The organism is Micromonospora terminaliae, from assembly GCF_009671205.1.
GTDB classification, from domain to species: Bacteria; Actinomycetota; Actinomycetes; order Mycobacteriales; family Micromonosporaceae; genus Micromonospora; species Micromonospora terminaliae.
On record NZ_CP045309.1, the window covers coordinates 3,484,795 to 3,505,158 of the forward strand.

Consider the following 20,364-nt stretch of genomic DNA (forward strand, 5'->3'; position numbering starts at 1 on the left):
CGGCTGGTGTGCCGTGCTCGTCCGGGACTCGCCGGTTCGGCGGTCCCTAGGTCGCCTGACCGTCGCCGGTGTCCGGCGCGCCGGCCTCGTGCGCCCCGCCGAGGAGCCGGGCCGCGTCGGTCCGGCCGCGTCGGGTGCCGCTCTGGTAGGAGCTCATCATCCGGCGCACCTGCTCCGGTGGGCGCACCGTGTCGTCATCGTCGCCGCCGTCGTCGTCCACGGCGGCCTGGTCGTGCCGCAGCTCCGGCGCCAGGCTGGCCTGCCGGACCCGGACGGGCAGGCCGCCGTCGGTCCGGGCGGGCGTCGCCGGGGCGCCGTCCGCCGGGCGCTGGTCGGTGGTCCGGGCGTCCACCGGGGTCAGCGCCACGGTGGGTTCCGCCAGCGCGGGCTGCCGTTTCCGGGTACGCGCCGGCAGCCCGGACGGGGTGAGTCGGGGCTCGTCCACATCGGCCTCCCGCGCCGGGACGGGTTCCTCGGTGTCGTCCGCGGCCGGTTCCGCCGGGGCGGTGCTCTCGACCACCGCCACGGGGGCGGCCGGCCGGTCGGCGGCGGGCTCGGCCGGCGCGCGCTCCGCGTTCGCGGGGGCGGCCGGGGCGGGCTGCCCGGCGCCGGCCGGGAAGCCGCCGGAGGTGCTCGGGTCCGGCCCTTCGTGGGTGACCAGCTCCAGCGGGATCAGCACCACGGCCGTCGTCCCGCCGTACGCCGATTCCTTGAGCTGCACCTTCACCCCGTGCCGCTCGGTGAGCCGGCTGACCACGAAGAGGCCGAGCCGGGCGGCGTTGGCGAGGTTCAGCTCGGACCGGTCGACGATCCGCATGTTCGCGGCGGCCAGTTCCTCCGCGCCCATGCCGAGGCCGCGGTCCTCGATCTCGATGGCGAACCCGTTGGAGACCAGCTGGCCGCGTACCTCGACGGCGGTGTGCGGCGGCGAGAAGGAGAGGCCGTTCTCGATCAGCTCGGCGAGCAGGTGGATGACGTCGCCGACGGCCCGGCCGGTGAGCGACACGGGGCCGAGCGGCCGCACCGTCACCCGGGTGTAGTCCTCGACCTCGGCGACCGCGCCGCGCACCACGTCGACCATCGGCACGTTGCGGCGCCACGCGCGGCCCGGCGTCGAGCCGGAGAGCACGATGAGGTTCTCGGCGTTGCGCCGCATCCGGGTGGCCAGGTGGTCGACGCGGAACAGGTCCTCCAGCTCCTCGGCGTCGTGCTCGCGGCGTTCCATGGCGTCGAGCAGGGTGAGCTGGCGGTGCACCAGCGCCTGGGTGCGCCGGGCCAGGCTGAGGAAGACCTCGCGGACGTTGCGCCGCAGCTCGGCCTGCTCGACGGCGGTGCGGATGGCGGTCTCCTGCACGGCGTTGAACGCCTTGCCGACCTGCCCGATCTCGTCGTCGCCGGTCTGCAACGGCGGCGCCTCGCGGGCGACGTCGACCTCCTCGCCGTGGCCCAGCCGCTCCACGACGCTGGGCAGCCGCTCGTTGGCCAGGCGGAACGCCGCCTCGCGCAACCGTTCGAGCTGGCGGACCAGCGCGCGGGCCGTGGTGATGGAGACGATGACGGACGCGACGACCGCGATGAGGCCGAGACCGGCGGCGAGCACCAGCCGCACGATGACACCGACGGCGACCGGGGTGGCCCGGGACACGATGTCGTCGCCGCCGGCGAGGATCACGCCGCGCAGGTCCTCCATCGACCGGCTGGCGGCGGCCTGCCAGGCCGCGGCGGTGACCGGCGGGCGGACGTCGCTGCCCTTGGCGGCGAGCACCCGGTCCTGGAGGGCGCGCAGCTGCCGGAACCCCTCCCCCTCGGTCATCTGCTGGTAGCGGGCCCGGTCGGTCGGGGCGAGGTCGCGGGCGGTGCGGTCGGAGAGGAACCACTGGGCGCCGACCAGCCGGGCGAAGGCGGTCTGCTCCGCCACCGTCATCCGGTTGGCCGCCACGGCGCCGGTCAGCAGGGCGTCCTGCTGGGACAGCAGCTCCCGGGCCCGGTTCAGGTCGATGAGCGCGGCGGTGTCCCGCGCGATCTCGTCGTCGTCCAGGCCGCCGAGCGCGTCGAAGACCCCGAAGATGGCGTCGACCGCCTCGTTGTACGCGGCCAGCGTCGCGGTGCGGTCGATGGTCTTGCGGCCGACCTCGGCGCGTACCGCACCGAGCTGCTCGACCTGGGTCTTCAGGTCGGTGATCCGCTGCTCCAGCTCGTCGCTGGCCGGGATCTCGGTGCGCCAGTCCTGCGCGGAGCGCCACAGCGCCGCGGCGCTGTCGTCGGTGCGCTGCCGCTGCGCGGCCAGTTCCTGGAGCTGGTCCGGGTCGGACTGCCCGAGGTACAGCAGGGACAGCCGCCGCTCGTTCTGGAGCTGGAGCAGCAGCGGGTCGGCCGGTTCGAAGACCCGCGCGTTGAGCGCCTGCACACCGAGCAGGTTGAACCCGTCCCGGACGGTCACCCAGGCCGCGAAGGCCCAGAGCGCGATCAGGGACGCCAGAAGGGCGATGATCTTCGTACGGAGATTCGTACTGCGGGAACGCATCACACCGTCCTGGCCCGGTATCCGATCAGTCGGAAATCCGATCGACTCCGGCGCACGCTAGCAGTCGTCGTGAACTCCATTCAAGCGATCCTGATCATGGTTGTGCCGTCGCGGTGGAAGTTCCACTGGTGGACCACGACGCGGCCAGCACCGCGGCGCGCACGATCAGCGTCGGGCGGTAGAGATCCTTGTCGTGCCACAGGGCCGGCCCGTCGGCGCGTCCGTCCCACTCGGACAGTCGCCGCCGTCCCCGCCCCAGCGCCGCATCGACGCGCGTATTTCCCGGTAGCCCGGCGCCGGCCAGCGCGAGCACCGCGTAGGCCGTCTCCTCGGCCGTGCCGCCCCAGCGCCCCCACGAGCCGTCCGCCCGCTGGGTGTCCAGCAGCCAGCCGACGCCCCGCCGCACGGCGGCCCGCGCCGCGGCGCCGGGGGCGTGGTCGGCGAGCGCGAGCAGCACGCAGTACGTCGCGTAGTACGCCGACGCGTGCCAGCGGTCGGCCCACCGCCCGTCCGGCTCCTGCCGCTCGACCAGCCAGCCGGCCACCCGGTCCACGGTGGCCGCCACGCCGGGGTGGGCGGGGTGCTGCCCGAGGGCGTCGAGCACGTGCGCGTTGGTGGTCACCGACGCCCCGTCCTCCCCCGGCCAGGTGCAGAAGTGCCGCCCGGTGTCGTACGCGTCGAGCCGGGACACCTCCAGCGGCCGGCCCAGCCGGGCGAGCGCGTAGAGGGTGACCGAGGTGGTGTCGGCGTCGGCGGGCAGCCCGGGTCCGGTGGCCGCGCCGGACGCGCCGACCGCCGCCCGCAGCTCGGCCACGAGCGACCCGGGTACGGCCAGCGGCACGCCGGCCCGGGCCAGGATGCCGAGCACCCAGGCGCGCTCGAAGACGGTGATCGGGCTGGCGCAGGGCACCGGGCCGCGCGCGCCCACGGCTCGCAGGTAGTCCAGCGCGGGGCCGGGCTCGGGGCGGCCGAGCCAGGCGGCCGTCGCGGCGGGCGAGGCGCCGACCGCCCCCGCTCCGGCGGGCCGTACCCCGGCCGCCCGGCGGGCCCCGTCACCGGCCACCTCCAGCGCGTGGGCCAGCTTCTCGGGAACGGGCCGGCCGGTGGCCAGCAGGCCGCGTACCCGGGTCAGCCGGCCCGGGTCGAGGGCGGCCGGCAGCGGCAGGCGGGCGCCGGCCCAGCCGGCCAGCCCGGCCGGGGGCCGGGCGAGGTGCCGCTCGACGTCCTCGCGCAGCGCCGGCACGATGAGGTCGGTGGCGGGCAGGTCGGGCGGGGCGCCGGCGTCGAGGGCGCCGGCCAGGAAGGCCAGGCCGCGGTGTGCGGCGCCGGCCAGCGGACCGGCCGGACCGTGCCCGCCCCGGCGCAGCACGGTCAGCAGGGCCTCCGTGGCGCTCAGGGTGGGCACCAGGGCGTAGCCGTCGGGGCCGCCCCACCCGCCGTCGGCGCGCTGCCGGTCGAGCAGCCAGGAGACGCGGACGTCGTGGCCGGGCAGCCAGGGCGCCAGGCCGACCAGCCGGCCGGTCTCGTAGACCGACGCGGAGGTCTCCCCCGCCGGGTTGTCCACCATGGCCGTGACCAGATCCCGGGCCTGCTCGGCGCGGACGTCGGGGTGGGTGACCGGCGCGCGACCCGCGGTGAGGCTCACTGGGCGCCCCAGAAGTCGGTGAGCCGGTAGAACCCGCTGGTGAAGCCGAGCTGCCGGGCCAGGAAGTCGGCCTGCCGGGGGCTGGCGGGGGCGAGGTCGGCCAGCAGCCGCCGGCAGTGCTCGACCTGCTCCGCCAGGCGCCGTTCGATCTCCGCGGGGTCGTCCACGAGCATGAGCGCGTTGAGGTCGCCCCACTCGCGGTCCCGCCGGTGGGTGCCGAGGTCGTTGACCAGCCGCAGGGCCCGCTGGATCTCGTCGCTCACCTCGATCAGGCGGGGCAGCGCGCGGTGCGTGCCGGCGTCGCCGGTGTGGATCCAGTGCGCCACGTTGACCACCGTGGCGGCGAGGTTGTCGGCGTTCGCCAGGTAGTCGTCGAGGGTGGGGTGGCCGGACTGCTTCCAGTCCCACTCGCGGGCCATCGCGTCGAGGGTGCGGGCCATGGTGTCCCGCCACGCCCCGCGCAGCTCGGCCCAGGCCGGGGTGGCGGCCAGGTCGTCGCGCAGCTCGGCCAGGAAGCGGCCCAGCGGGTCGTCGGGGGCCGCGCCGTCGACCACGGCGAGGCAGGACTTGACGATCCGGTCGACCTCGGACCGGGAGTCCGCCTGGTGGTCGACCTGCCAGTCGACCGCGAAGCCCCACAGCACGGCCCGGTTGGTGAGCGCCAGTTCCTCGGCGGTGCACCAGGGCGCGCTGAACGTCATGGCGAGCGCGATGCTGCTGAACAGCGTCGCGTCGAACGGCCGGCCGGGGAACAGTTCGGCGTGCCCGGCGGCGCACCGCGCCAGGTCGCGCTGGCCCTTGGCCGCGAGGGCGCAGATCCGTCCCTGCTCCGCCGCCGCGGCGACCGGATCCGGCACCTGCCCGGCGGTCACGCCGGCTCCGCCCGCCGGCCGGCGGCCAGCAGGGTCAGCTCGACGCGCTCGCGGGGGCGCAGCGCCGCGGCCAGCCGCAACCCGGGTACGCCGGGGCGGCGCAGCCGGAAGCGGTAGCGGCTCAGCATGGTGGCGAGGATGAGCTGCGCCTCCAGGTAGAACAGGTACATGCCGAGGCACTGGTGCGGGCCGCCGCCGAACGGGAAGTGGGCGTACCGGTGGCGGGCGCGGACCCGCTCGGGCCGGAACCGCTCCGGGTCGAACTCGTCCGGCCGGTCCCAGAACTGCCGCATGCGCTGGGTGATCAGCGGGCTGGCCACCATGGTCGCCCCGGCCTCGATGGGCACGCCGTCGATGACGTCGGCGGCCACCGCCCGGCGCGGGATGATCCAGCCGATCGGGTAGAGCCGGAGCAGCTCGTCCAGGACCATCCGGGTGTAGGTGAGGTCGGCGAGGTGCTCGCGGCGTACCGGTCCGTCGCCCACCACCCGGTCGATCTCGGCGTAGAGCCGGTCGGCGACGTCGGGCCGCTGTTCCAGGTGGGGCCAGGCCCAGGTGAGCACGTTGATGGTGGTCTCGGTGGTGGCCGCGAACATGGCCACGGTGTCGTTGCGGACCTGCCGCTCGTCGAGCTGCCGCCCGTCGTCGGTGCGGGCCCGCCAGAGCGTGGAGATGATGTCGTCGCCCTGGTCGGCCACGGCCCGGGTCTCCCGGACGATCGGCACCAGCACCTCGTCGACGATGCGGACCGCGCGGCGGAACGGACGGTCGCCCGGCATCGGCAGGGACAGCGGGGCGAACGGCACGACGATCCGGGGGATCACCGCCGTGGCGATGACGTCCTGCGCGTCGATCACCCGCAGCGCGTCCGGCACGGAGATCTTGTCGGCGAAGAGCACCCGCATGATCGCGCGGCTGACGATCCGGGCCTGCTCGGCACCGATGTCGACCGGGCGCCCGGCCCGGAAGGGCTCGTCCAGCTCGTCGACGGCGTCCCGGATGGCGTCGGCCATGCCGTCGATCAGCGCCTCCACCCGCTTGGCCGTGAACATCGGCTGCAGCATCCGGCGGCTGGCCGACCAGATCTGGCCCTCGCCGAGGATGCCCTCGCCGAACAACCGCTTCACCGGGCGCCAGAACAGCCCGTCGCCGGCCCGTTCGTAGTTGTCCGCCCGGTCGCGCAGCACGTGCTGGACGTGCCGGGGATGGGTGACCAGGTACGGGCGGAACGAGCCCAGGTTCAGCCGGACGAGCGCGCCACCGGTCCGGTTGCCCACGTCGATCAGCGCGCGGGCCGGGTCGCGGAGCAGGCCGGGCAGGATGTGGCGCAGGGGAACCGCGTGGGGCCGCCCGGTGGGCCGGGGTTCGTCCGCCGACTCGTCCACGTGAATGGCCCCCCAGTTCTACTCAGGGTCGCGACACCGTCATGACCCGTGACGTTGCCCGCGAGCATGCCATCCTGAACGACGGATCAAAAGGCGGACAAGAAAATATCTCACTGCACAACAATCCCGGTGTCGACAATGGAGCCGGTGGGATTTGCGTCACGCCGGAAGGCTTCCGGCGCGGACGTCTCTCCACGATGGACCTTCCGGCCGGCTTCCGGCGCAGGTCCGCCCGGCGCCCCGCCGGCCGGCAGCGGCCCGCGCCGGCCGCCACCGGGGCCGCCCGCCACGATCAACTCCCCCCGGCCGACTGGGGAGAACGCGGGCGCGTGCCCGCACCCTGTGCCAAGCTTCGGGGCATGGACGACAAGACCATCCTGAGCCGGATCTCCGAACTCGTCGACGAGGAGCACCGGCTGCGCTCGGCCGCGCAGGAGCACGAGGCCGGCACCGACGACGAGGCCAAGGAGCGGCTGCGGGCACTGGAGGAGTCCCTCGACCAGTGCTGGGACCTGCTCCGCCGCCGCCGGGCGGCGCGCCAGGCGCACGGCGACCCCGACGCCCAGGGCCAGCGCCCGGTGACCGAGGTCGAGCGCTACCTGCAGTGACCCGGAGCCGGCGGTCCACCGCCGTGCCGGCGCTCCCGGGCGGGCCGGAGCCCGCGCGGGAGCGCCGAGGCCGGCCTGCTCAGCGCAGGCCCGCCTCCCGCAGCAGCACCTCGGTCAGCACCTCCGGATCGGTGTCCGCGGCGGGCAGGCCGCGGGCGGTGAACCAGGTGCCGACCACGCGGACGTCCCGGCCCAGGAACTCCGCGCCCTGCGGGTTGGCCACCACGTCGACCACCTGCGGCAGGTCGATCATGACCAGCCGCCCCGCGTGCACCAGCAGGTTGTACGGGGACAGGTCGCCGTGGGCGTACCCGGCGCGGGCGAGGACGACCAGGGCGTCCACCAGTTGCTCCCACAGGTCGCGCAGGTCGGCGCCCTCGGGCCGGAGCTGGGCCAGCCGGGGCGCGGCCTCGCCGGCCTCGGCGTCACCCACGAACTCCAGCATCAGCTCGGTGCCGAGCAGCTGCACCGGGTAGGGCACGGCGATCCGCCCGGACGCGGCGCCGATCTCCCAGAGCCGGGCGAGCGCGGCGAACTCGGCCGCCGCCCACTGCCCGGCGATCATCTGCCGGCCGAACGAGGTCCGGCCGGCCATCGCCCGCATCTCCCGGGAGCGGCGCACCCGGCGCCCCTCCAGGTAGCCGGCGTCACGGTGGAACAGGCGGTGCTGGGGATCCCGGTACCGCTTGGCCGCCAGCAGGCAGCCGCGGCCGGTCTCCGGCACGGCCCGGCGGACGAGGTGGACGTCCGCCTCCTTGCCGGTCTTCAGCACCCCCAGCTCGGTGTCCTTCGCGGCCAGCTCGGTGACCAGCCAGTCCGGGTGGGGTTCGGGCCCGTGCACGGCCTGGTCCCAGGAGGACCAGCGGTCCTCCCCGTCCGGCTCGGCGTCGGGGTCGGCGAGGACCGGCTCGGCGTGCCGGCCCCGCTTCAGGAAGGTGGATTCGTCGTCGTCGAAGCGGCTCTTGCCGCGGCCACGGCGCTGCGGCGCCGGGAAGTCGTGATCGCGCACGGGTGGATCGGTCCTTCGATCGAGGCTGGTGGAGGCAGGTGGTACGACCCTGCAAAGACGGCCATGACCGACCTCCTCTCCTCGACCGGGCACCGCCCGGTTGCGCCCTCGCGCCGCACCATGCTCACGGGCGGCCCCGGGCGGGTCAACCGAATTACCGCTCAGCCGGCCAGGACGGCGGCCACCGCGGCGATCGGCCCGTCCACCGTGCGGGTGGGCGCGAACCGGGTGTCCGACCAGCGGCGCCCGCGGTGCAGCCAGACGCTGGGCAGACCGACCGCCGTCGCGCCGCCGATGTCCGCCTCGGGGCTGTCGCCGATCACCCAGGCGCCGCGCAGTGGCAGCCGCGCCCGCTGGGCGGCCAGCGTGAAGATCCGCGGGTTGGGCTTGCTGACCCCGGCCTCCTCGGAGATCACCCAGTCGGCGACGTAGCGGTCCAGCCCGGTCCGGCGGATCTTGGCGTCCTGCTGGCGGGACGTGCCGTTGGTGACGACGACGGGCACCCAGCCGGCGTCGTCGGCGATCCGCAGCGCGCAGGCCACCAGGGGGTCCAGCCGGGTGAACTCCACCACGCCGTCGTGCAGCTCCTCGACCAGGTCGATGGAGGGGATGCGCAGCCCGTACCGGTCCCGGATGGCGTCGGCGACGTCCCAGCGGTCGGTGAGGCCGTCGGCGTCCACCGAGAGCAACCAGTCGATGTCGGTGGGCGGCGCGCCGATGCTGTCCAGGAACCGCTCACCCCAGGCACGGAACGGCCGGTCGCGGTCGAGCAGCGTGTTGTCCAGATCGAGCAGGAGCAACGGCACTCGGGAACCCTACGGGACCGGCTGCGCCACCGACAGGCCCGAGGGCATCAGGCCGTCCGTCAGCCGATGAGCGTCGTTCGGGCGAGGCCCTGGTCGGGCAGGCGGTCGGTGAGCATGGTGTGTGCCGCGCGGGTGGCGGCGAGGGGGGCCGGGTCGAGTGTCGCCACCAGCACGTCCTCGCCGGTGTCCGCGCCCCGGACCAGCGGCCGGCCCTCCGGCTCGTAGACGGCGGCGCCGCCGTTGAACCGCCACGGGTCCGCGCCGTCGACCGAGTTGGCGAAGACCACGTACATGGTGTTGTCCAGGGCGCGCGCGGCGTAGTAGAGGTCGCGGCGGTGCTCGGAGCCGGCCAGGTAGCCGCTCGGGCAGAGGTAGCCGTGCGCGCCGTCGAGGGCGGCGGCGCGGCCGTGCTCCGGGAAGCAGCCGTCATAGCAGATGCCGAGGCCGAACAGCCAGCCCTCGACCCGCAGCGAGGCGCCCCGCCGGCCGGCGTCGAACAGCTCGCGCTCGCCGCTCCAGAGCTGCTGCTTGTCGTACGCAGCGGTGACCGCGCCGGCCGGGTCGATCACCAGCGAGGAGATGGTGCGCCGCCCGTCGGGGTGCCGGACGGCCGCGCCGATCACCACGCAGGTCCCGCCGTCGCGGGCTGCGGCGCGCAGCGGGTCCAGCCGTGCGTCCTCGACCCGGCCCTCGGGGTCGGCCGCCACGTCGGTGCCGGCCGGGTCGGCGCCCAGGGTCGGCGGGTGGTACGCGGGCAGGAACAGCTCGGGCAGCACCACGACCCGGGCGCCGGCGGCCCGGCCGACGAGGCGGGCGGCGGTGGCGGCGTTGCCGGCGACGTCACCGGGCACGGGCTCGGCCTGCACGGTGGCCACGGTCAGCGGGCTGGTGGGGAGGGGCACGGCCTGGGGGGTCACCGGAGGATCGTAACCGGCTCGGCCGGCCGGACGATCATGCGAGAACCGCATCTCAAGCCGTACGTACGGTTTGCATCGGCCCGGCCCACCTGGAACGATCGTTCCGTGCCCAGAGTAAGCCAGGACCAGCTCGACGCGCGCCGCCAGGAGATCCTCGGCGCCGCACGGGCGTGTTTCGCCCGACACGGTTACGAGGGTGCCACCGTCCGCCGGCTGGAGGAGGCCACCGGGCTCTCCCGGGGCGCGATCTTCCATCACTTCCGCGACAAGGACTCGCTCTTCCTCGCCGTGGCCGAGGACGACGCGGCGGTCATGGTGGAGACCGTGGCCCGCAACGGCCTGGTCCAGGTGATGCGCGACCTGCTGGCCCGGGCGGTCTCCCCGGACACCACCGGCTGGCTCGGCAGCCAGCTCGAGGTCTCCCGGCGGCTGCGCACCGACCCCGCGTTCGCCCGGCGCTGGGCGGAACGTTCGGCGGCCATCGCCGAGGCCACCCGGGAGCGCCTGCTCCGCCAGCGCGAGGCCGGGGTGCTCCGCGACGACGTGCCGATCGACGTGCTGGCCCAGTTCCTGGAGCTGGCGTACGACGGGCTCGTGCTGCACCTGGCCATGGGGCGTCCCGCCGGTGACCTGGGCCGGGTGCTCGACCTCGTCGAGGAGGCCGTGCGCCGGCACTGACCGGCGCCGGATATCGGTCCGGTAACTCGACCCGCCGGGGTGATCAACGCTGGCGGACCTGCTCCACAATGGGCCGCGACCCCTCGCGACAGGAGCAGAGCATGAATGTCCTCGCGGGCGACACCTGGGGCGTCCCCGGCCCCGTCTTCCTCCGCTGGTACGTCGTGGCGGCCGTCGTGCTGGTCGCCGGCGCCCTGGTGTACCGGTGGCGCGCACTGGCCGGCACCCCGGTGCACGACGATGGGCCCCTCGGGCCGCAGCAGGCCGCGTACCTCAACGGGGGCGACCAGCTCGCCGTCTGGACCGCGCTCGGCGGGCTGCGCCGCGCCGGGGCGGTCGGCGTACGCCCCGACCGGCGGCTCACCGCCGGCGGCCCGCTGCCGGCCGGCGTCACCCCGCTGGACCAGGCCATCCATCACGCGGCCAACCGGCACCTGCGCTCCCGGGAGCTGGGCCAGGACGAGTGGGTCCGGCGCGCCCTCGACGAGCTGCGCGACGGCCTCGTGCGCCGCGGGCTGGCCCTGGACCAGGAGCGGCGGGCGACGCTGCGCCGCGGCGCGCTGCTCGTGGGCGCCCTGCTGGCGCTCGGCTTCGTCCGGGCCTTCGTCGGCCTGTCCAACAGCCGGCCGGTCGGCTGGCTGATGCTCACCCTGGTGCCGCTGTTCCTCGCGTTCCTCCTGCTCAACCGGGTGCCGTGGCGCACCCGGGCGGCCACCCGCGCGCTGCGCGACCTGCGCCGCCGGCACACCTGGCTGCGGCCGAGCGCCGCGCCGGCCTACGCCACCTACGGCCCGTCCGACGCCGCGATGGGCGTCGCGCTGTTCGGCACGGCCACCCTCTGGAGCATGGACCCGGGCTTCTCGGAGCAGGCCGAGATCCAGCGCCAGGCCATGGGGTCGGCCGGCAGCGCGGGCGGTTCCTGCGGAGGCGGCAGCTCCGGCGGGGGCGGCAGCTCGTGCGGCGGGGGCAGCTCCTGCGGGGGCGGTGGCGGCTGCGGCGGTGGCGGGTGCGGCGGATGACCGGCCCGTCGGGCGTGGGCATCGGGTGGCGGCCGGAGATCGCCGGCTTCGTGGCCGGCCTGCCCGGGCTGCGGTTCGTCGAGGTGGTCGCCGAGACGGTCGCCCCGGCCGGGCCGCTCCCCGACGGCCTGGCCGAGTTGCGCGGTCGGGGCGTCATCGTCGTACCCCACGGGGTGAAGCTCTCCCTCGGCGGCGCGGAACCGGTCGATCCGGCCCGGGTGGCGCACCTGGCCGGCGTGGCCGCGGCGCTGGGCGCGCCGCTGGTCAGCGAGCACATCGCGTTCGTGCGGGCGGGCGGCGTGGAGGCCGGTCACCTGCTCCCGCTGCCCCGCAGCCGGGAGGCGGTGGCCGCGGTGGTGGCCAACGTGCGGCGGGCGCAGGCGGAGCTGCCGGTGCCGCTGGCTCTGGAGCCGATCGCCGCGCTCTTCGACTGGCCCGACGACGAGCTGGACGAGGCCGACTTCCTCACCGAGATCCTCGACGCCACGGGCGCACTGCTGCTGCTCGACGTGGCCAACGTGCACGCCAACGCCTGCAACCGGGGCGGTGACCCGGCCGGCCTGCTGGACCGGTTGCCGCTGGACCGGATCGCCTACGTGCACGTGGCCGGCGGCGCCGAGCACGGCGGTTTCTACCACGACACGCACACCGACCCGGTCCCCGCCGAGGTTCTCGACCTGGTCCGCGAGCTGTGCGACCGGCGCCGTCCCCCGGCCCTGCTGCTGGAACGCGACGGCCACTACCCGCCCGCCACCGAGCTGCGCGGCGAGCTGGACGCCCTGGCCGCCGCCTCCGGATACCCGGTGGTCACGTGAGCGGCGAGCCGGCCACGCCGGCCGGCCGCCGCGTCCCGGCGCCCGGCGGCGAGGTGACCGGCCGGGACCTGGCCGCGCGCCAGGCGGAGCTGGTGGCGGCGCTGGTGGCCGGCGGGCCGCTGCCGCCCGGGTTCGCCGCCGCACCCGTGGAGGCGGCCCGGCGGGCGCTGCTGCGCAAGCGGGCCGGTGACGTGGCCCGGCACTGGCCGCTGCTCGCGGCCGCCCTCGGCGACGCCTGGCCGGCGACCTTCGCCGGCTGGGCGGCCGGCCGCCCCACCAACGGTTCCCTGCGCGACGGCTGGGACCTGGCCCGGGAGCTGGGCGACCGGGGCACGCTGCCGCCGCTGGGCGCCGAGGAACTGGCCGCCCGCGAGGCGGCGAGCCGCTACGACGGTCGCACGGCCCCCCGGCCCCGCCGGCTGCCGGCCGTCGCCCGGGCCGGCGGCGCCGTCGCGGCCCAGCTCGCCGGCCGGGTACGCCTGCTGCGGCCCGCCCCGCGCTGAGAGTGGGTGGCAGGCCCCTGCGCGGTACGGCAGGATCGGCCCCATGGATCTCGGACTCGCCAACCGGGTGTACGTGCTGACCGGCGCCTCGGGCGGTCTCGGCTTCGCCACCGCCGAGCAGCTCGTCGCCGACGGCGCCCGCGTGGTGATCTCGTCGCGCGCCCCGGAGCGGGTGGCTGCCGCCGTCGAGGCGCTCGGCGGGCCGGAGCGGGTCATCGGGCTGACCGCCGACCTCACCGACCCGGGCACCCCGGAGCGGCTCGTCGCGGCGGCACGCGAGCAGTTCGGCCGGCTCGACGGGGCGCTGATCTCGGTGGGCGGCCCGCCCCGGGGCACCGCCGCCCAGGTCACCGACGAGCAGTGGCGCGAGTCCTTCGAGACGGTCTTCCTGGGCACCGTCCGCACCGCGCGCACGGTGGCCGCCGCGCTCACCGACGGGGGCGCCATCGGGTTGGTGCTCTCCACCTCGGTACGCAGCCCGCTGCCCGGGCTCGGCATCTCCAACGGCCTGCGCCCGGGCCTGGCCGGGGTGGCCAAGGACCTGGCCGACGAGCACGGCCCCCGCGGCGTACGCGTGGTGAGCCTGCTGCCGGGGCGGATCATGACCGACCGGAACCGGGAACTCCTGGCAGCCGGCGGCGACGCGGAGCGGGCCCGCGCCGAGGCGGAGGCGTCGATCCCGCTGGGCCGGATCGGCGACCCCGCCGAGTTCGGCCGGGTGGCCGCCTTCCTGCTCTCCCCCGCCGCCGGCTACGTCACCGGGGTCACCGTGCCGGTCGACGGCGGCGCGCTGCGCGGCCTGTGACGGCGCGCCGGTGAGCGACCGACGCCGCCCCGCCGGCGGCCGGCCGGACCCCGCACCCGGCTCGCCGGCCCGGCGCTATCCCCGACCCAGCAAGGAACAGCTCGCGGCGGCCGCCGACCGGCTCCTCCCGGACGTCATCGCGCCCGGTCTGGACGTGCTCTTCGTCGGGATCAACCCGGGCCTGTGGTCGGCGGCCACGGGCTGGCACTTCGCCCGCCCGGGCAACCGGTTCTGGCCGGCGCTGCACCGGGGCGGCTTCACCCCACGCCAGTTGCACCCCAGCGAGCAGGACGAGCTGCCCGGCCTCGGGCTGGGCATCACCAACATGGTGGCCCGGGCCAGCGCCCGCGCCGACGAGCTGACCGCCGAGGAGCTGGTCGAGGGGGCGCGGGAGCTGACCGCCAAGGTGGCGCGGTACCGGCCGCGCTGGGTGGCGGTGGTCGGGGTGACGGCGTACCGGATCGGGTTCGCCCGGCCGAAGGCGGGCTTCGGGCCGCAGCCGGAACCCCTCGCGGCGGCCCGGCTCTGGGTGCTGCCCAACCCGAGCGGCTTGAACGCGCACTTCACCCCGGAGACGCTCGGGGCCGCCTTCGGTGAGCTGCGCGCCGCGGTGACCGCCGGCGGCTAGCTCGTGGTCACGCCTGCCTCGGCAGGGTGAGCACCTCGGCCCCGTCCTCGGTGATGGCGATCGTGTGCTCGCTGTGCGCCGTCCGGCAGCCGGTCGCGCTGCGCAGCGTCCAGCCGTCGGCGTCGGTGCGGAGCTCGGCGGTGTCCGCCATGACCCACGGCTCCAGGGCCAGCAACAGCCCGGGGCGCAGCCGGTATCCCCGGCCGGGCCGCCCCGTGTTCGGGACGTGCGGGTCCTGGTGCATCGTCGACCCGACGCCATGACCACCGAACTCGGTGTTGACCGTGTAGCCCGCCTCGCGGAGGACCGAACCGATGGCATGGGAGATGTCACCGATGCGCGCCCCCGGCCCGGCCGCGGCGATCCCCGCCCGCAACGCGCGCTCGGTCGCGCCGATCAGCGCGACGCTCTCCGGCGGCTCCGCGCCGCCCACGACGAAGCTGACGGCCGAGTCGGCGACCACCCCGCCGCTGGAGACGGCGAGGTCGAGCGTCAGCAGATCGCCGTCGGCGAGCGCGTAGTCGTGGGGCAGCCCGTGGAGCACGGCATCGTTGACCGACGTGCAGATGTAGTGCCCGAAAGGCCCGCGTCCGAAGGACGGCTCGTAGTCGACGTAGCAGGACTTCCCGCCGGCCTCGGTGATCATGGCCTGGGCCCAGCGGTCGATGTCCAGGAGGTTCGTGCCCACCTCGCAGCGACTCCGCAGGGTCCGCAGGATGTCGGCGACCAGGGCGCCGGCCGCCCTGGCTCGGGGCAGCTCGGTGGGGCTCAGGATCTCGATCATGCGACGCCTTACTCGTTTCGGCACAATAAATATCCCGGCCATACTATCCCGGTACTACAATCGGCGGCATGGTCCGGTTGCCGCTCACTCCCGCAGAGGTCGAGCGCGGTCAGCGCCTCGGCGCCCTCCTGCGCCAGGCCAGGGGCGAGCGCTCGATGCTCGTCACCGCGCTGGACGCGGGTGTCTCGCCGGAGACCCTCCGGAAGATCGAGTCCGGTCGCGTGGCCACCCCCGCCTTCCCGACCATCGCGGCCATCGCCGACGTTCTCGGCCTCTCCCTCGACGCCGTGTGGGCGGAGATCAACCAGGCGGACGGCGCCGCCGGTCCCGCGAGGTCGGGCCGCCACGCCCGCGAGCGGCTGGCCTCGTAGCTCCGGCGGCCGGCCGGGTGGCGGTGGTCGGCGCCCGCGTCGTCGTCGTCGAAGACCTCCGACCGGACCCGGTAGAGCCGGACGACACGCGGATCGTCGAGCTGCGCGAGCTTCCCCGCCCGACGCCAGCTCAGGAGATCCGGCGACGGTAGGTGACGCCGGCGAACACGTAGGCCACGACGAGAATGCCGACGCACCAGCCGAGGGCGATCCAGATGTCGGTGCCGACCTTCTGCTCGGTGTACAGGTCCCGGATCGCGTTGACGATGGAGGTGACCGGCTGGTGCTCGGCGAACGCGCGCACCGGGCCGGGCATGGAGCCCGTGGGCACGAAGGCCGAGCTGATGAACGGCAGGAAGACGAGCGGGTAGGAGAACGCGCTCGCGCCGTCGACCGACTTCGCCGTGAGTCCGGGGATCACGGCGATCCAGGTCAGCGCCAGGGTGAACAGGACCAGGATCCCGGCGACCGCGAGCCACGCCAGGACCCCCGCCCCGGTGCGGAAGCCGATGAGGAGGGCGACTCCGATCACCACCACGAGCGAGATCAGGTTGGCGACCAGCGAGGTCAGGACGTGCGCCCACAGCACGGCGGACCGGGCGATCGGCATGGACTGGAACCGTTCGAAGATGCCGCCCTGCAGGTCCAGGAACAGCCGGTAGGCGGTGTAGGAGATGCCCGACGCGATCGTGATGAGCAGGATGCCGGGCAGCAGGTAGTTCACGTACGAGTCGGACCCGGTCTCGATGGCGCCGCCGAAGACGTAGACGAACAGCAGCAGGAAGGCGATCGGCATGATCGCCGTGGTGATGATGGTGTCCGGGCTGCGGGCGATGTGCCGCAGCGAACGCCCCAGGAGCACGGCGGTGTCGTCGAGGAAGTGCTTGTTCATCGCTGTTCCTTGTCCGTTGCGGCGCCGACGAGGGTGAGGAAGACGTCTTCGAGGGTCGGTTGCTTCTCGACGTACTCGATTTCGGCCGGTGGCAGGAGCCGCTTGAGCTCGTCGAGGGTGCCGTTCACGATGATCCGGCCCTCGTGGAGGATCGCGATGCGGTCGGCGAGCTGCTCCGCCTCGTCGAGGTACTGGGTGGTGAGCAGCACCGTCGTGCCGCCCCGGGCGAGTTCCCGGACGGCCTGCCACACCTCGATGCGCGCCTCCGGGTCCAGCCCGGTCGTCGGCTCGTCGAGGAAGATGACCGGCGGGTTCCCGATGAGGCTCATCGCGATGTCGAGGCGGCGGCGCATGCCTCCGGAGTACGTCGCCACCCGCCGGTTGCCCGCCTCGGTCAGCGAGAAGCGCCGCAGCAGGTCGTCGGCGATGGCACCCGGGTCCTTGAGGTGCCGCAGCCTGGCGACCAGGACGAGGTTCTCCCGGCCGCTGAGGACCTGGTCGACCGCCGCGAACTGCCCGGTGAGGCTGATGGACTCGCGCACGTCGGCGGCCTGTGTCGCGACGTCGAAGCCGTTGACGCGGGCGGTCCCGGCGTCGGCCTTGAGCAGCGTGGACAGGATCTTCACCATCGTGGTCTTGCCGGCCCCGTTCGAGCCGAGCAGAGCGAAGATGCTGCCCCGTGCCACGTCGACGTCCACGCCGCGCAGCACCGTGACCTGCTTGAACGACTTCTCCAGGCCTCGCACGCGTATCGCGGGCTGCTCGACCTGAGGTTCCGTTGGGGGGATGCTCATGGGAGCAGCATGGAGGGTTGACGCAGCGTCAGGGTCAAGCCCTCGGGACGAGGCGTCAGGCGACGCCGATCACAGCCACTCGTCGACGGCGCGCGGCGTACCGATTCCTTCGGACCAGGAGCGTTGCGTCGGCTGGCTCACCTCGTCGCAGTCACGGACCAGCGACGGGCCGACGCCGTTGCGGCCAGGAAGGCAGCGAGGACAATTGCCGCTTCGGTCCCGATCGCGAGCGGGGTGAGCGGGAAGTTGAGCGCCCAGCCGAATGCGGCCGCTGCTGCGGTCGCGGCCGCGATAGCGGGCGGCAGCAGTAGTGCCATCCGTGCCGCGGTGTGTCGGATGCGGGGCGCGTCGCGCAGGGCAACCCGTACGGCGAGGACGGCGCCCGCGACGACGACCGCTGCGACGCCGCCGTAAAAGACGGCGGCGGCAAGCCAGACTGGCACGCGCACGCTACGGGGCAGGTCGAATGCTGTCACGAATGCCTCGTGCAGGCCGATAACCACGAGGTAGCCCACGACGAGGGAGAGCATTCCGCCCGCGCTCGCCACGCCGAGTACCTGGCCGTACCGCGGCGGGATCCGCTCCACACCGGCTTCCTCGGCGATCCTCAGGGCGAACCCGGTGGGGTCAGGGCCGAGAAGCTCTGCCGGGTCGAGCCCGTCGGCGGCCGCTGCCTCGAGTTCGGTGCGCAGGTCGGCAGCGAGGGTCACCCGTTCGCGACGGTTGATGCCGAGAGCGCGCCACTCCCGGTCTGCGGCGGCGAGGAGGCCGTCAACGGCCGGCGTCGACGTGCTCATGGTCGTCTCCTGGGTTCGGTGGACGGATGGCGAGGGTCGCGTTCACGACGCCGGCGAACTGAGCCCACTGCTCGCGCCAGGCGTGCAGACGATCGCGGCCGGCGTCGGTGAGCCGATAGACCTTGCGGGGTGGGCCGCTGGGACTGGACTGCAGCACATTGGTGACGAGCCCCAAGCGGTGCAGGCGGGTGATCAACGGGTAGACGGTGCCGTAGCTGACCGTTCCGAATCCGGCGGTGTCGAGTCGGCGGACGAGCTCGTAGCCGTGGGCCGGCTCGGCGGAAAGCAGCGCAAGCAGGCACATGTCCAGGCAGCCGCGCAGCAGCTGCGCATGCCGCTCCGCCGCGTCATCAGATCGATCTGCCGCTACCATGTGCCACATAATACGGCCGGTACTATGCGTCGTCTAGTAGTTCTTCGTCAGAGGTCGGTAACCGCCGCTCGAGCCGGTTGATGCCGCACTCGACGGAGTGGCACCGCGGGTGGAGAGGTGGGGGTCGAAGGCCGGCGGTCTTCGACGCGGGCCCTAGTTGGCGGCGGCCGGGGGCAGTGCCTCCTGGGCCACGTAGGTGCCGGTCGGCACCGTGGTGACCACCCGCTCCGGCTGCTCCGGCTCGACGTAGGGGGCCGGCGAGTCGGTGACCGCGAACTGCGTGCGGTAGAGCTCGGCGTAGAGGCCGCCGACGGCGACCAGCTCGTCGTGCCGGCCGCGCTCGACGATCCGCCCCTCGTCGAGGACGAGGATCTGGTCGGCCTCGCGGACGGTGGACAGCCGGTGCGCGATCACCAGCGCGGTGCGCCCGGTCAGCGCCACCGACAGCGCCCGCTGCACCGCCGCCTCGCTCTCCGAGTCGAGGTGCGCGGTGGCCTCGTCGAGGATCACGATCGACGGGGCCTTGAGCAGCAGCCGGGCGATGGCGATGCGCTGTTTCTCGCCGCCGGAGAAGCGGTAGCCGCGCTCGCCCACCGTGGTGTCCAGCCCGTCGGGCAGGGCCCGGACCAGGTCGGCCACCTGCGCGCCGGCCAGCGCCGCCCAGATCTCGTCGTCGGTCGCGTCCGGCTTGGCGTAGCGCAGGTTCTCCCGGATGGTCTCGTGGAACAGGTGCGAGTCCTGCGTGACCACGCCGATCTCGTCCCGGAGCGAGGCGAGCGTGGCGTCCCGGACGTCGACGCCGCCGACCAGCACCTGGCCGTCGCTCACGTCGTAGATCCGGGAGATCAGCATGGAGAGCGTGGACTTGCCCGCGCCGGAGGGGCCGACGAGGGCCACCATCTGCCCGGGCTCGACGGCGAACGAGACGCCCTTGAGCACCGGCTCGTTGACCGTGCGGTCGAGTGCGGCGACCTCCTCCAGGGAGGCCAGCGAGACCTCGGCGGCGCTCGGGTAGCGGAACCGCACGTCGCGGAACTCGACCCGGCCGTTGCCCCGCGGCACCGGCACGGCGTCGGGCTTCTCGTCGATGCCGGGGCGCAGGTCGAGCACCTCGAAGACCCGGTCGAAGGAGACCAGCGCGCTCATCACGTCGACCCGGACGTTGGACAGCGCGGTGAGCGGGCCGTAGAGCCGGGTGAGCAGCAGCGCGAGCTTGACCACGGTGCCGGCGCTGACCGCGCCGGCGACCGCGAGCCAGCCGCCGAGCCCGTAGGTGAGCGCCTGCGCCAGGGAGGCGACCAGCAGCATGGCCACGAAGAAGGTGCGCGAGTACATGGCCGACTGGATGCCGATGTCGCGGACCCGCTCGGCCCGGCCGGCGAACCGGGCCGCCTCGACGTCGGGCGACCCGAAGAGCTTGACCAGCAGGGCGCCCGAGACGTTGAACCGCTCGGTCATGGTCGCGTTCATCTTGGCGTCGAGGTTGTACGACTCGCGGGTGATCTCGGCCAGCCGCCGCCCGACCCGGCGGGCCGGGATGATGAAGATCGGCAGCAGCACCAGCGCCAGCACGGTGATCTGCCAGGAGAGCACGAGCATGGCCCCGGCGGTGAGCACCAGCTGGATGACGTTGCTGACGACGCCCGACAGCGTCGACGTGAACGCCCGCTGCGCGCCCAGCACGTCGTTGTTGAGCCGGCTGACCAGCGCGCCGGTCTGGGTGCGGGTGAAGAACTGCAGCGGCATCCGCTGGACGTGGTCGTAGACCCGGGTGCGCAGGTCGAGGATGATGCCCTCGCCGATCCGCGCCGAATACCAGCGCTGGGCCAGCGAGAAGAGCGCGTCGGCGACGGCCAGCACGGCGATGATCAGCGCGAGCCGGACCACGGTGGCGCCCGCGTCGTCGCCACCACCGGCGATCGCGTCGATGACGTCACCGGCGAGCAGCGGGGTGGCCACCCCGATCACCGCGGCGATGACCACGGTGACCAGGAAGACGACGATGTCGCGCCGGTAGGGCCGGGCGAACGCGACGATGCGCTTGGCGGTGCCGCGCTTGAGCTGGTGGGTGGAGATCTCGTCGCGGTTGCGCATCGACCGGAGCATGCTCCAGCCGCCCATGCCGCCACCGGCCATCGG

Annotated in this window: 21 protein-coding genes; 8 read left to right on the plus strand and 13 right to left on the minus strand. The window is 74.4% G+C overall.

The window, feature by feature from the left end; genetic code table 11:
• Positions 1-46: 46 nt before the first annotated feature.
• The 4 genes from GCE86_RS15740 to GCE86_RS15755 all read right to left on the minus strand — a co-directional run bounded on the left by GCE86_RS15740 (position 47) and on the right by GCE86_RS15755 (position 6,426).
• On the minus strand, positions 47-2,524 hold the full coding sequence (locus GCE86_RS15740; RefSeq protein ID WP_154227678.1) for a sensor histidine kinase: 2,478 nt from the start codon (positions 2,522-2,524) through the stop codon (positions 47-49).
• Between the two features lie 94 nt (positions 2,525-2,618).
• Positions 2,619-4,169, minus strand: a complete 1,551-nt coding sequence (locus GCE86_RS15745) for a prenyltransferase/squalene oxidase repeat-containing protein (protein ID WP_244316994.1) — start codon at positions 4,167-4,169, stop codon at positions 2,619-2,621.
• Complete coding sequence (locus GCE86_RS15750; RefSeq protein ID WP_154227679.1) at positions 4,166-5,041, minus strand: terpene synthase family protein; 876 nt, start codon at positions 5,039-5,041, stop codon at positions 4,166-4,168. The genes GCE86_RS15745 and GCE86_RS15750 overlap by 4 nt, the downstream gene beginning before the upstream one ends.
• Positions 5,038-6,426 (minus strand): cytochrome P450, encoded by a 1,389-nt coding sequence (locus GCE86_RS15755; protein WP_154227680.1) that lies wholly within the window; start codon positions 6,424-6,426, stop codon positions 5,038-5,040. The genes GCE86_RS15750 and GCE86_RS15755 overlap by 4 nt, the downstream gene beginning before the upstream one ends.
• A 359-nt stretch (positions 6,427-6,785) precedes the next feature.
• Between GCE86_RS15755 and GCE86_RS15760 the strand changes: the two genes are divergently transcribed.
• The gene (locus GCE86_RS15760; RefSeq protein ID WP_091270068.1) at positions 6,786-7,034 is read left to right on the plus strand and encodes a DUF2630 family protein; all 249 of its coding nucleotides are present in this window, start codon (positions 6,786-6,788) and stop codon (positions 7,032-7,034) included.
• 79 nt (positions 7,035-7,113) lie between these two features.
• On the opposite strand, the gene GCE86_RS15765 is transcribed toward GCE86_RS15760, so the two are convergent.
• From GCE86_RS15765 to GCE86_RS15775, 3 genes are all read right to left on the minus strand, one after another.
• Complete coding sequence (locus tag GCE86_RS15765; protein WP_154227681.1) at positions 7,114-8,043, minus strand: RIO1 family regulatory kinase/ATPase domain-containing protein; 930 nt, start codon at positions 8,041-8,043, stop codon at positions 7,114-7,116.
• 161 nt (positions 8,044-8,204) lie between these two features.
• A complete protein-coding gene (locus GCE86_RS15770; RefSeq protein WP_154227682.1) occupies positions 8,205-8,849 on the minus strand; it encodes an HAD family hydrolase in 645 nt (214 codons plus the stop codon).
• A 59-nt stretch (positions 8,850-8,908) separates the two neighbouring features.
• The gene (locus GCE86_RS15775) at positions 8,909-9,766 is read right to left on the minus strand and encodes a carbon-nitrogen hydrolase family protein (protein WP_244316995.1); all 858 of its coding nucleotides are present in this window, start codon (positions 9,764-9,766) and stop codon (positions 8,909-8,911) included.
• Positions 9,767-9,871: 105 nt separating this feature from the next.
• Between GCE86_RS15775 and GCE86_RS15780 the strand changes: the two genes are divergently transcribed.
• From GCE86_RS15780 to mug, 6 genes are all read left to right on the plus strand, one after another.
• Positions 9,872-10,444, plus strand: coding sequence for a TetR/AcrR family transcriptional regulator (locus GCE86_RS15780; protein ID WP_091270071.1), 573 nt, complete (start codon positions 9,872-9,874; stop codon positions 10,442-10,444).
• 101 nt (positions 10,445-10,545) lie between these two features.
• Positions 10,546-11,463, plus strand: coding sequence for a TIGR04222 domain-containing membrane protein (locus GCE86_RS15785; protein ID WP_154227684.1), 918 nt, complete (start codon positions 10,546-10,548; stop codon positions 11,461-11,463).
• Entirely contained in the window at positions 11,460-12,278 is an 819-nt protein-coding gene (locus GCE86_RS15790) for an MbnB/TglH/ChrH family RiPP precursor modification enzyme (protein ID WP_154227685.1), read from the plus strand. Before GCE86_RS15785 ends, GCE86_RS15790 begins: the two co-directional genes overlap by 4 nt.
• 53 nt (positions 12,279-12,331) lie before the next feature.
• Positions 12,332-12,781: an SCO6045 C-terminal-like domain-containing protein gene (locus tag GCE86_RS15795; protein WP_154230524.1), complete on the plus strand. Its 450-nt coding sequence runs from the start codon at positions 12,332-12,334 to the stop codon at positions 12,779-12,781.
• 43 nt (positions 12,782-12,824) lie between these two features.
• Complete coding sequence (locus GCE86_RS15800) at positions 12,825-13,586, plus strand: SDR family oxidoreductase (protein ID WP_154227686.1); 762 nt, start codon at positions 12,825-12,827, stop codon at positions 13,584-13,586.
• Positions 13,587-13,596: 10 nt separating this feature from the next.
• Positions 13,597-14,214 carry a G/U mismatch-specific DNA glycosylase gene (gene mug / locus GCE86_RS15805; protein ID WP_091270074.1) on the plus strand — a complete coding sequence of 206 codons (618 nt, stop codon included), beginning with the start codon at positions 13,597-13,599 and terminating at the stop codon, positions 14,212-14,214.
• Positions 14,215-14,221: 7 nt separating this feature from the next.
• On the opposite strand, the gene map is transcribed toward mug, so the two are convergent.
• Entirely contained in the window at positions 14,222-14,998 is a 777-nt protein-coding gene (gene map, locus GCE86_RS15810) for a type I methionyl aminopeptidase (protein ID WP_154227687.1), read from the minus strand.
• Positions 14,999-15,066: 68 nt separating this feature from the next.
• Between map and GCE86_RS15815 the strand changes: the two genes are divergently transcribed.
• Positions 15,067-15,369, plus strand: coding sequence for a helix-turn-helix transcriptional regulator (locus tag GCE86_RS15815; protein ID WP_154227688.1), 303 nt, complete (start codon positions 15,067-15,069; stop codon positions 15,367-15,369).
• 130 nt (positions 15,370-15,499) lie between these two features.
• Here GCE86_RS15815 and GCE86_RS15820 read toward each other — a convergent pair whose 3' ends face one another.
• From GCE86_RS15820 to GCE86_RS15840, 5 genes are all read right to left on the minus strand, one after another.
• Complete coding sequence (locus GCE86_RS15820; RefSeq protein WP_154227689.1) at positions 15,500-16,261, minus strand: ABC transporter permease; 762 nt, start codon at positions 16,259-16,261, stop codon at positions 15,500-15,502.
• Positions 16,258-17,055: an ABC transporter ATP-binding protein gene (locus tag GCE86_RS15825; RefSeq protein WP_154227690.1), complete on the minus strand. Its 798-nt coding sequence runs from the start codon at positions 17,053-17,055 to the stop codon at positions 16,258-16,260. Before GCE86_RS15825 ends, GCE86_RS15820 begins: the two co-directional genes overlap by 4 nt.
• A gap of 137 nt (positions 17,056-17,192) precedes the next feature.
• A complete protein-coding gene (locus tag GCE86_RS15830; protein ID WP_154227691.1) occupies positions 17,193-17,852 on the minus strand; it encodes a hypothetical protein in 660 nt (219 codons plus the stop codon).
• Positions 17,827-18,225 (minus strand): PadR family transcriptional regulator, encoded by a 399-nt coding sequence (locus GCE86_RS15835; protein ID WP_154227692.1) that lies wholly within the window; start codon positions 18,223-18,225, stop codon positions 17,827-17,829. The genes GCE86_RS15830 and GCE86_RS15835 overlap by 26 nt, the downstream gene beginning before the upstream one ends.
• Before the next feature lie 153 nt (positions 18,226-18,378).
• Complete coding sequence (locus GCE86_RS15840) at positions 18,379-20,361, minus strand: ABC transporter ATP-binding protein (RefSeq protein ID WP_154230525.1); 1,983 nt, start codon at positions 20,359-20,361, stop codon at positions 18,379-18,381.
• Positions 20,362-20,364 lie beyond the last annotated feature (3 nt).

Coding starts and splice junctions, on each gene's coding strand:
- GCE86_RS15740 (WP_154227678.1), bottom strand. CDS start 2,524: ATGCGTTCCCGCAGTACGAATCTCCGTACGAAGATCATCGCCCTTCTG.
- GCE86_RS15760 (WP_091270068.1), top strand. CDS start 6,786: ATGGACGACAAGACCATCCTGAGCCGGATCTCCGAACTCGTCGACGAG.
- GCE86_RS15785 (WP_154227684.1), top strand. CDS start 10,546: ATGAATGTCCTCGCGGGCGACACCTGGGGCGTCCCCGGCCCCGTCTTC.
- GCE86_RS15790 (WP_154227685.1), top strand. CDS start 11,460: ATGACCGGCCCGTCGGGCGTGGGCATCGGGTGGCGGCCGGAGATCGCC.
- GCE86_RS15800 (WP_154227686.1), top strand. CDS start 12,825: ATGGATCTCGGACTCGCCAACCGGGTGTACGTGCTGACCGGCGCCTCG.
- map (WP_154227687.1), bottom strand. CDS start 14,998: ATGATCGAGATCCTGAGCCCCACCGAGCTGCCCCGAGCCAGGGCGGCC.
- GCE86_RS15815 (WP_154227688.1), top strand. CDS start 15,067: ATGGTCCGGTTGCCGCTCACTCCCGCAGAGGTCGAGCGCGGTCAGCGC.
- GCE86_RS15820 (WP_154227689.1), bottom strand. CDS start 16,261: ATGAACAAGCACTTCCTCGACGACACCGCCGTGCTCCTGGGGCGTTCG.
- GCE86_RS15825 (WP_154227690.1), bottom strand. CDS start 17,055: ATGAGCATCCCCCCAACGGAACCTCAGGTCGAGCAGCCCGCGATACGC.
- GCE86_RS15830 (WP_154227691.1), bottom strand. CDS start 17,852: ATGAGCACGTCGACGCCGGCCGTTGACGGCCTCCTCGCCGCCGCAGAC.
- GCE86_RS15835 (WP_154227692.1), bottom strand. CDS start 18,225: ATGGTAGCGGCAGATCGATCTGATGACGCGGCGGAGCGGCATGCGCAG.
- GCE86_RS15840 (WP_154230525.1), bottom strand. CDS start 20,361: ATGGCCGGTGGCGGCATGGGCGGCTGGAGCATGCTCCGGTCGATGCGC.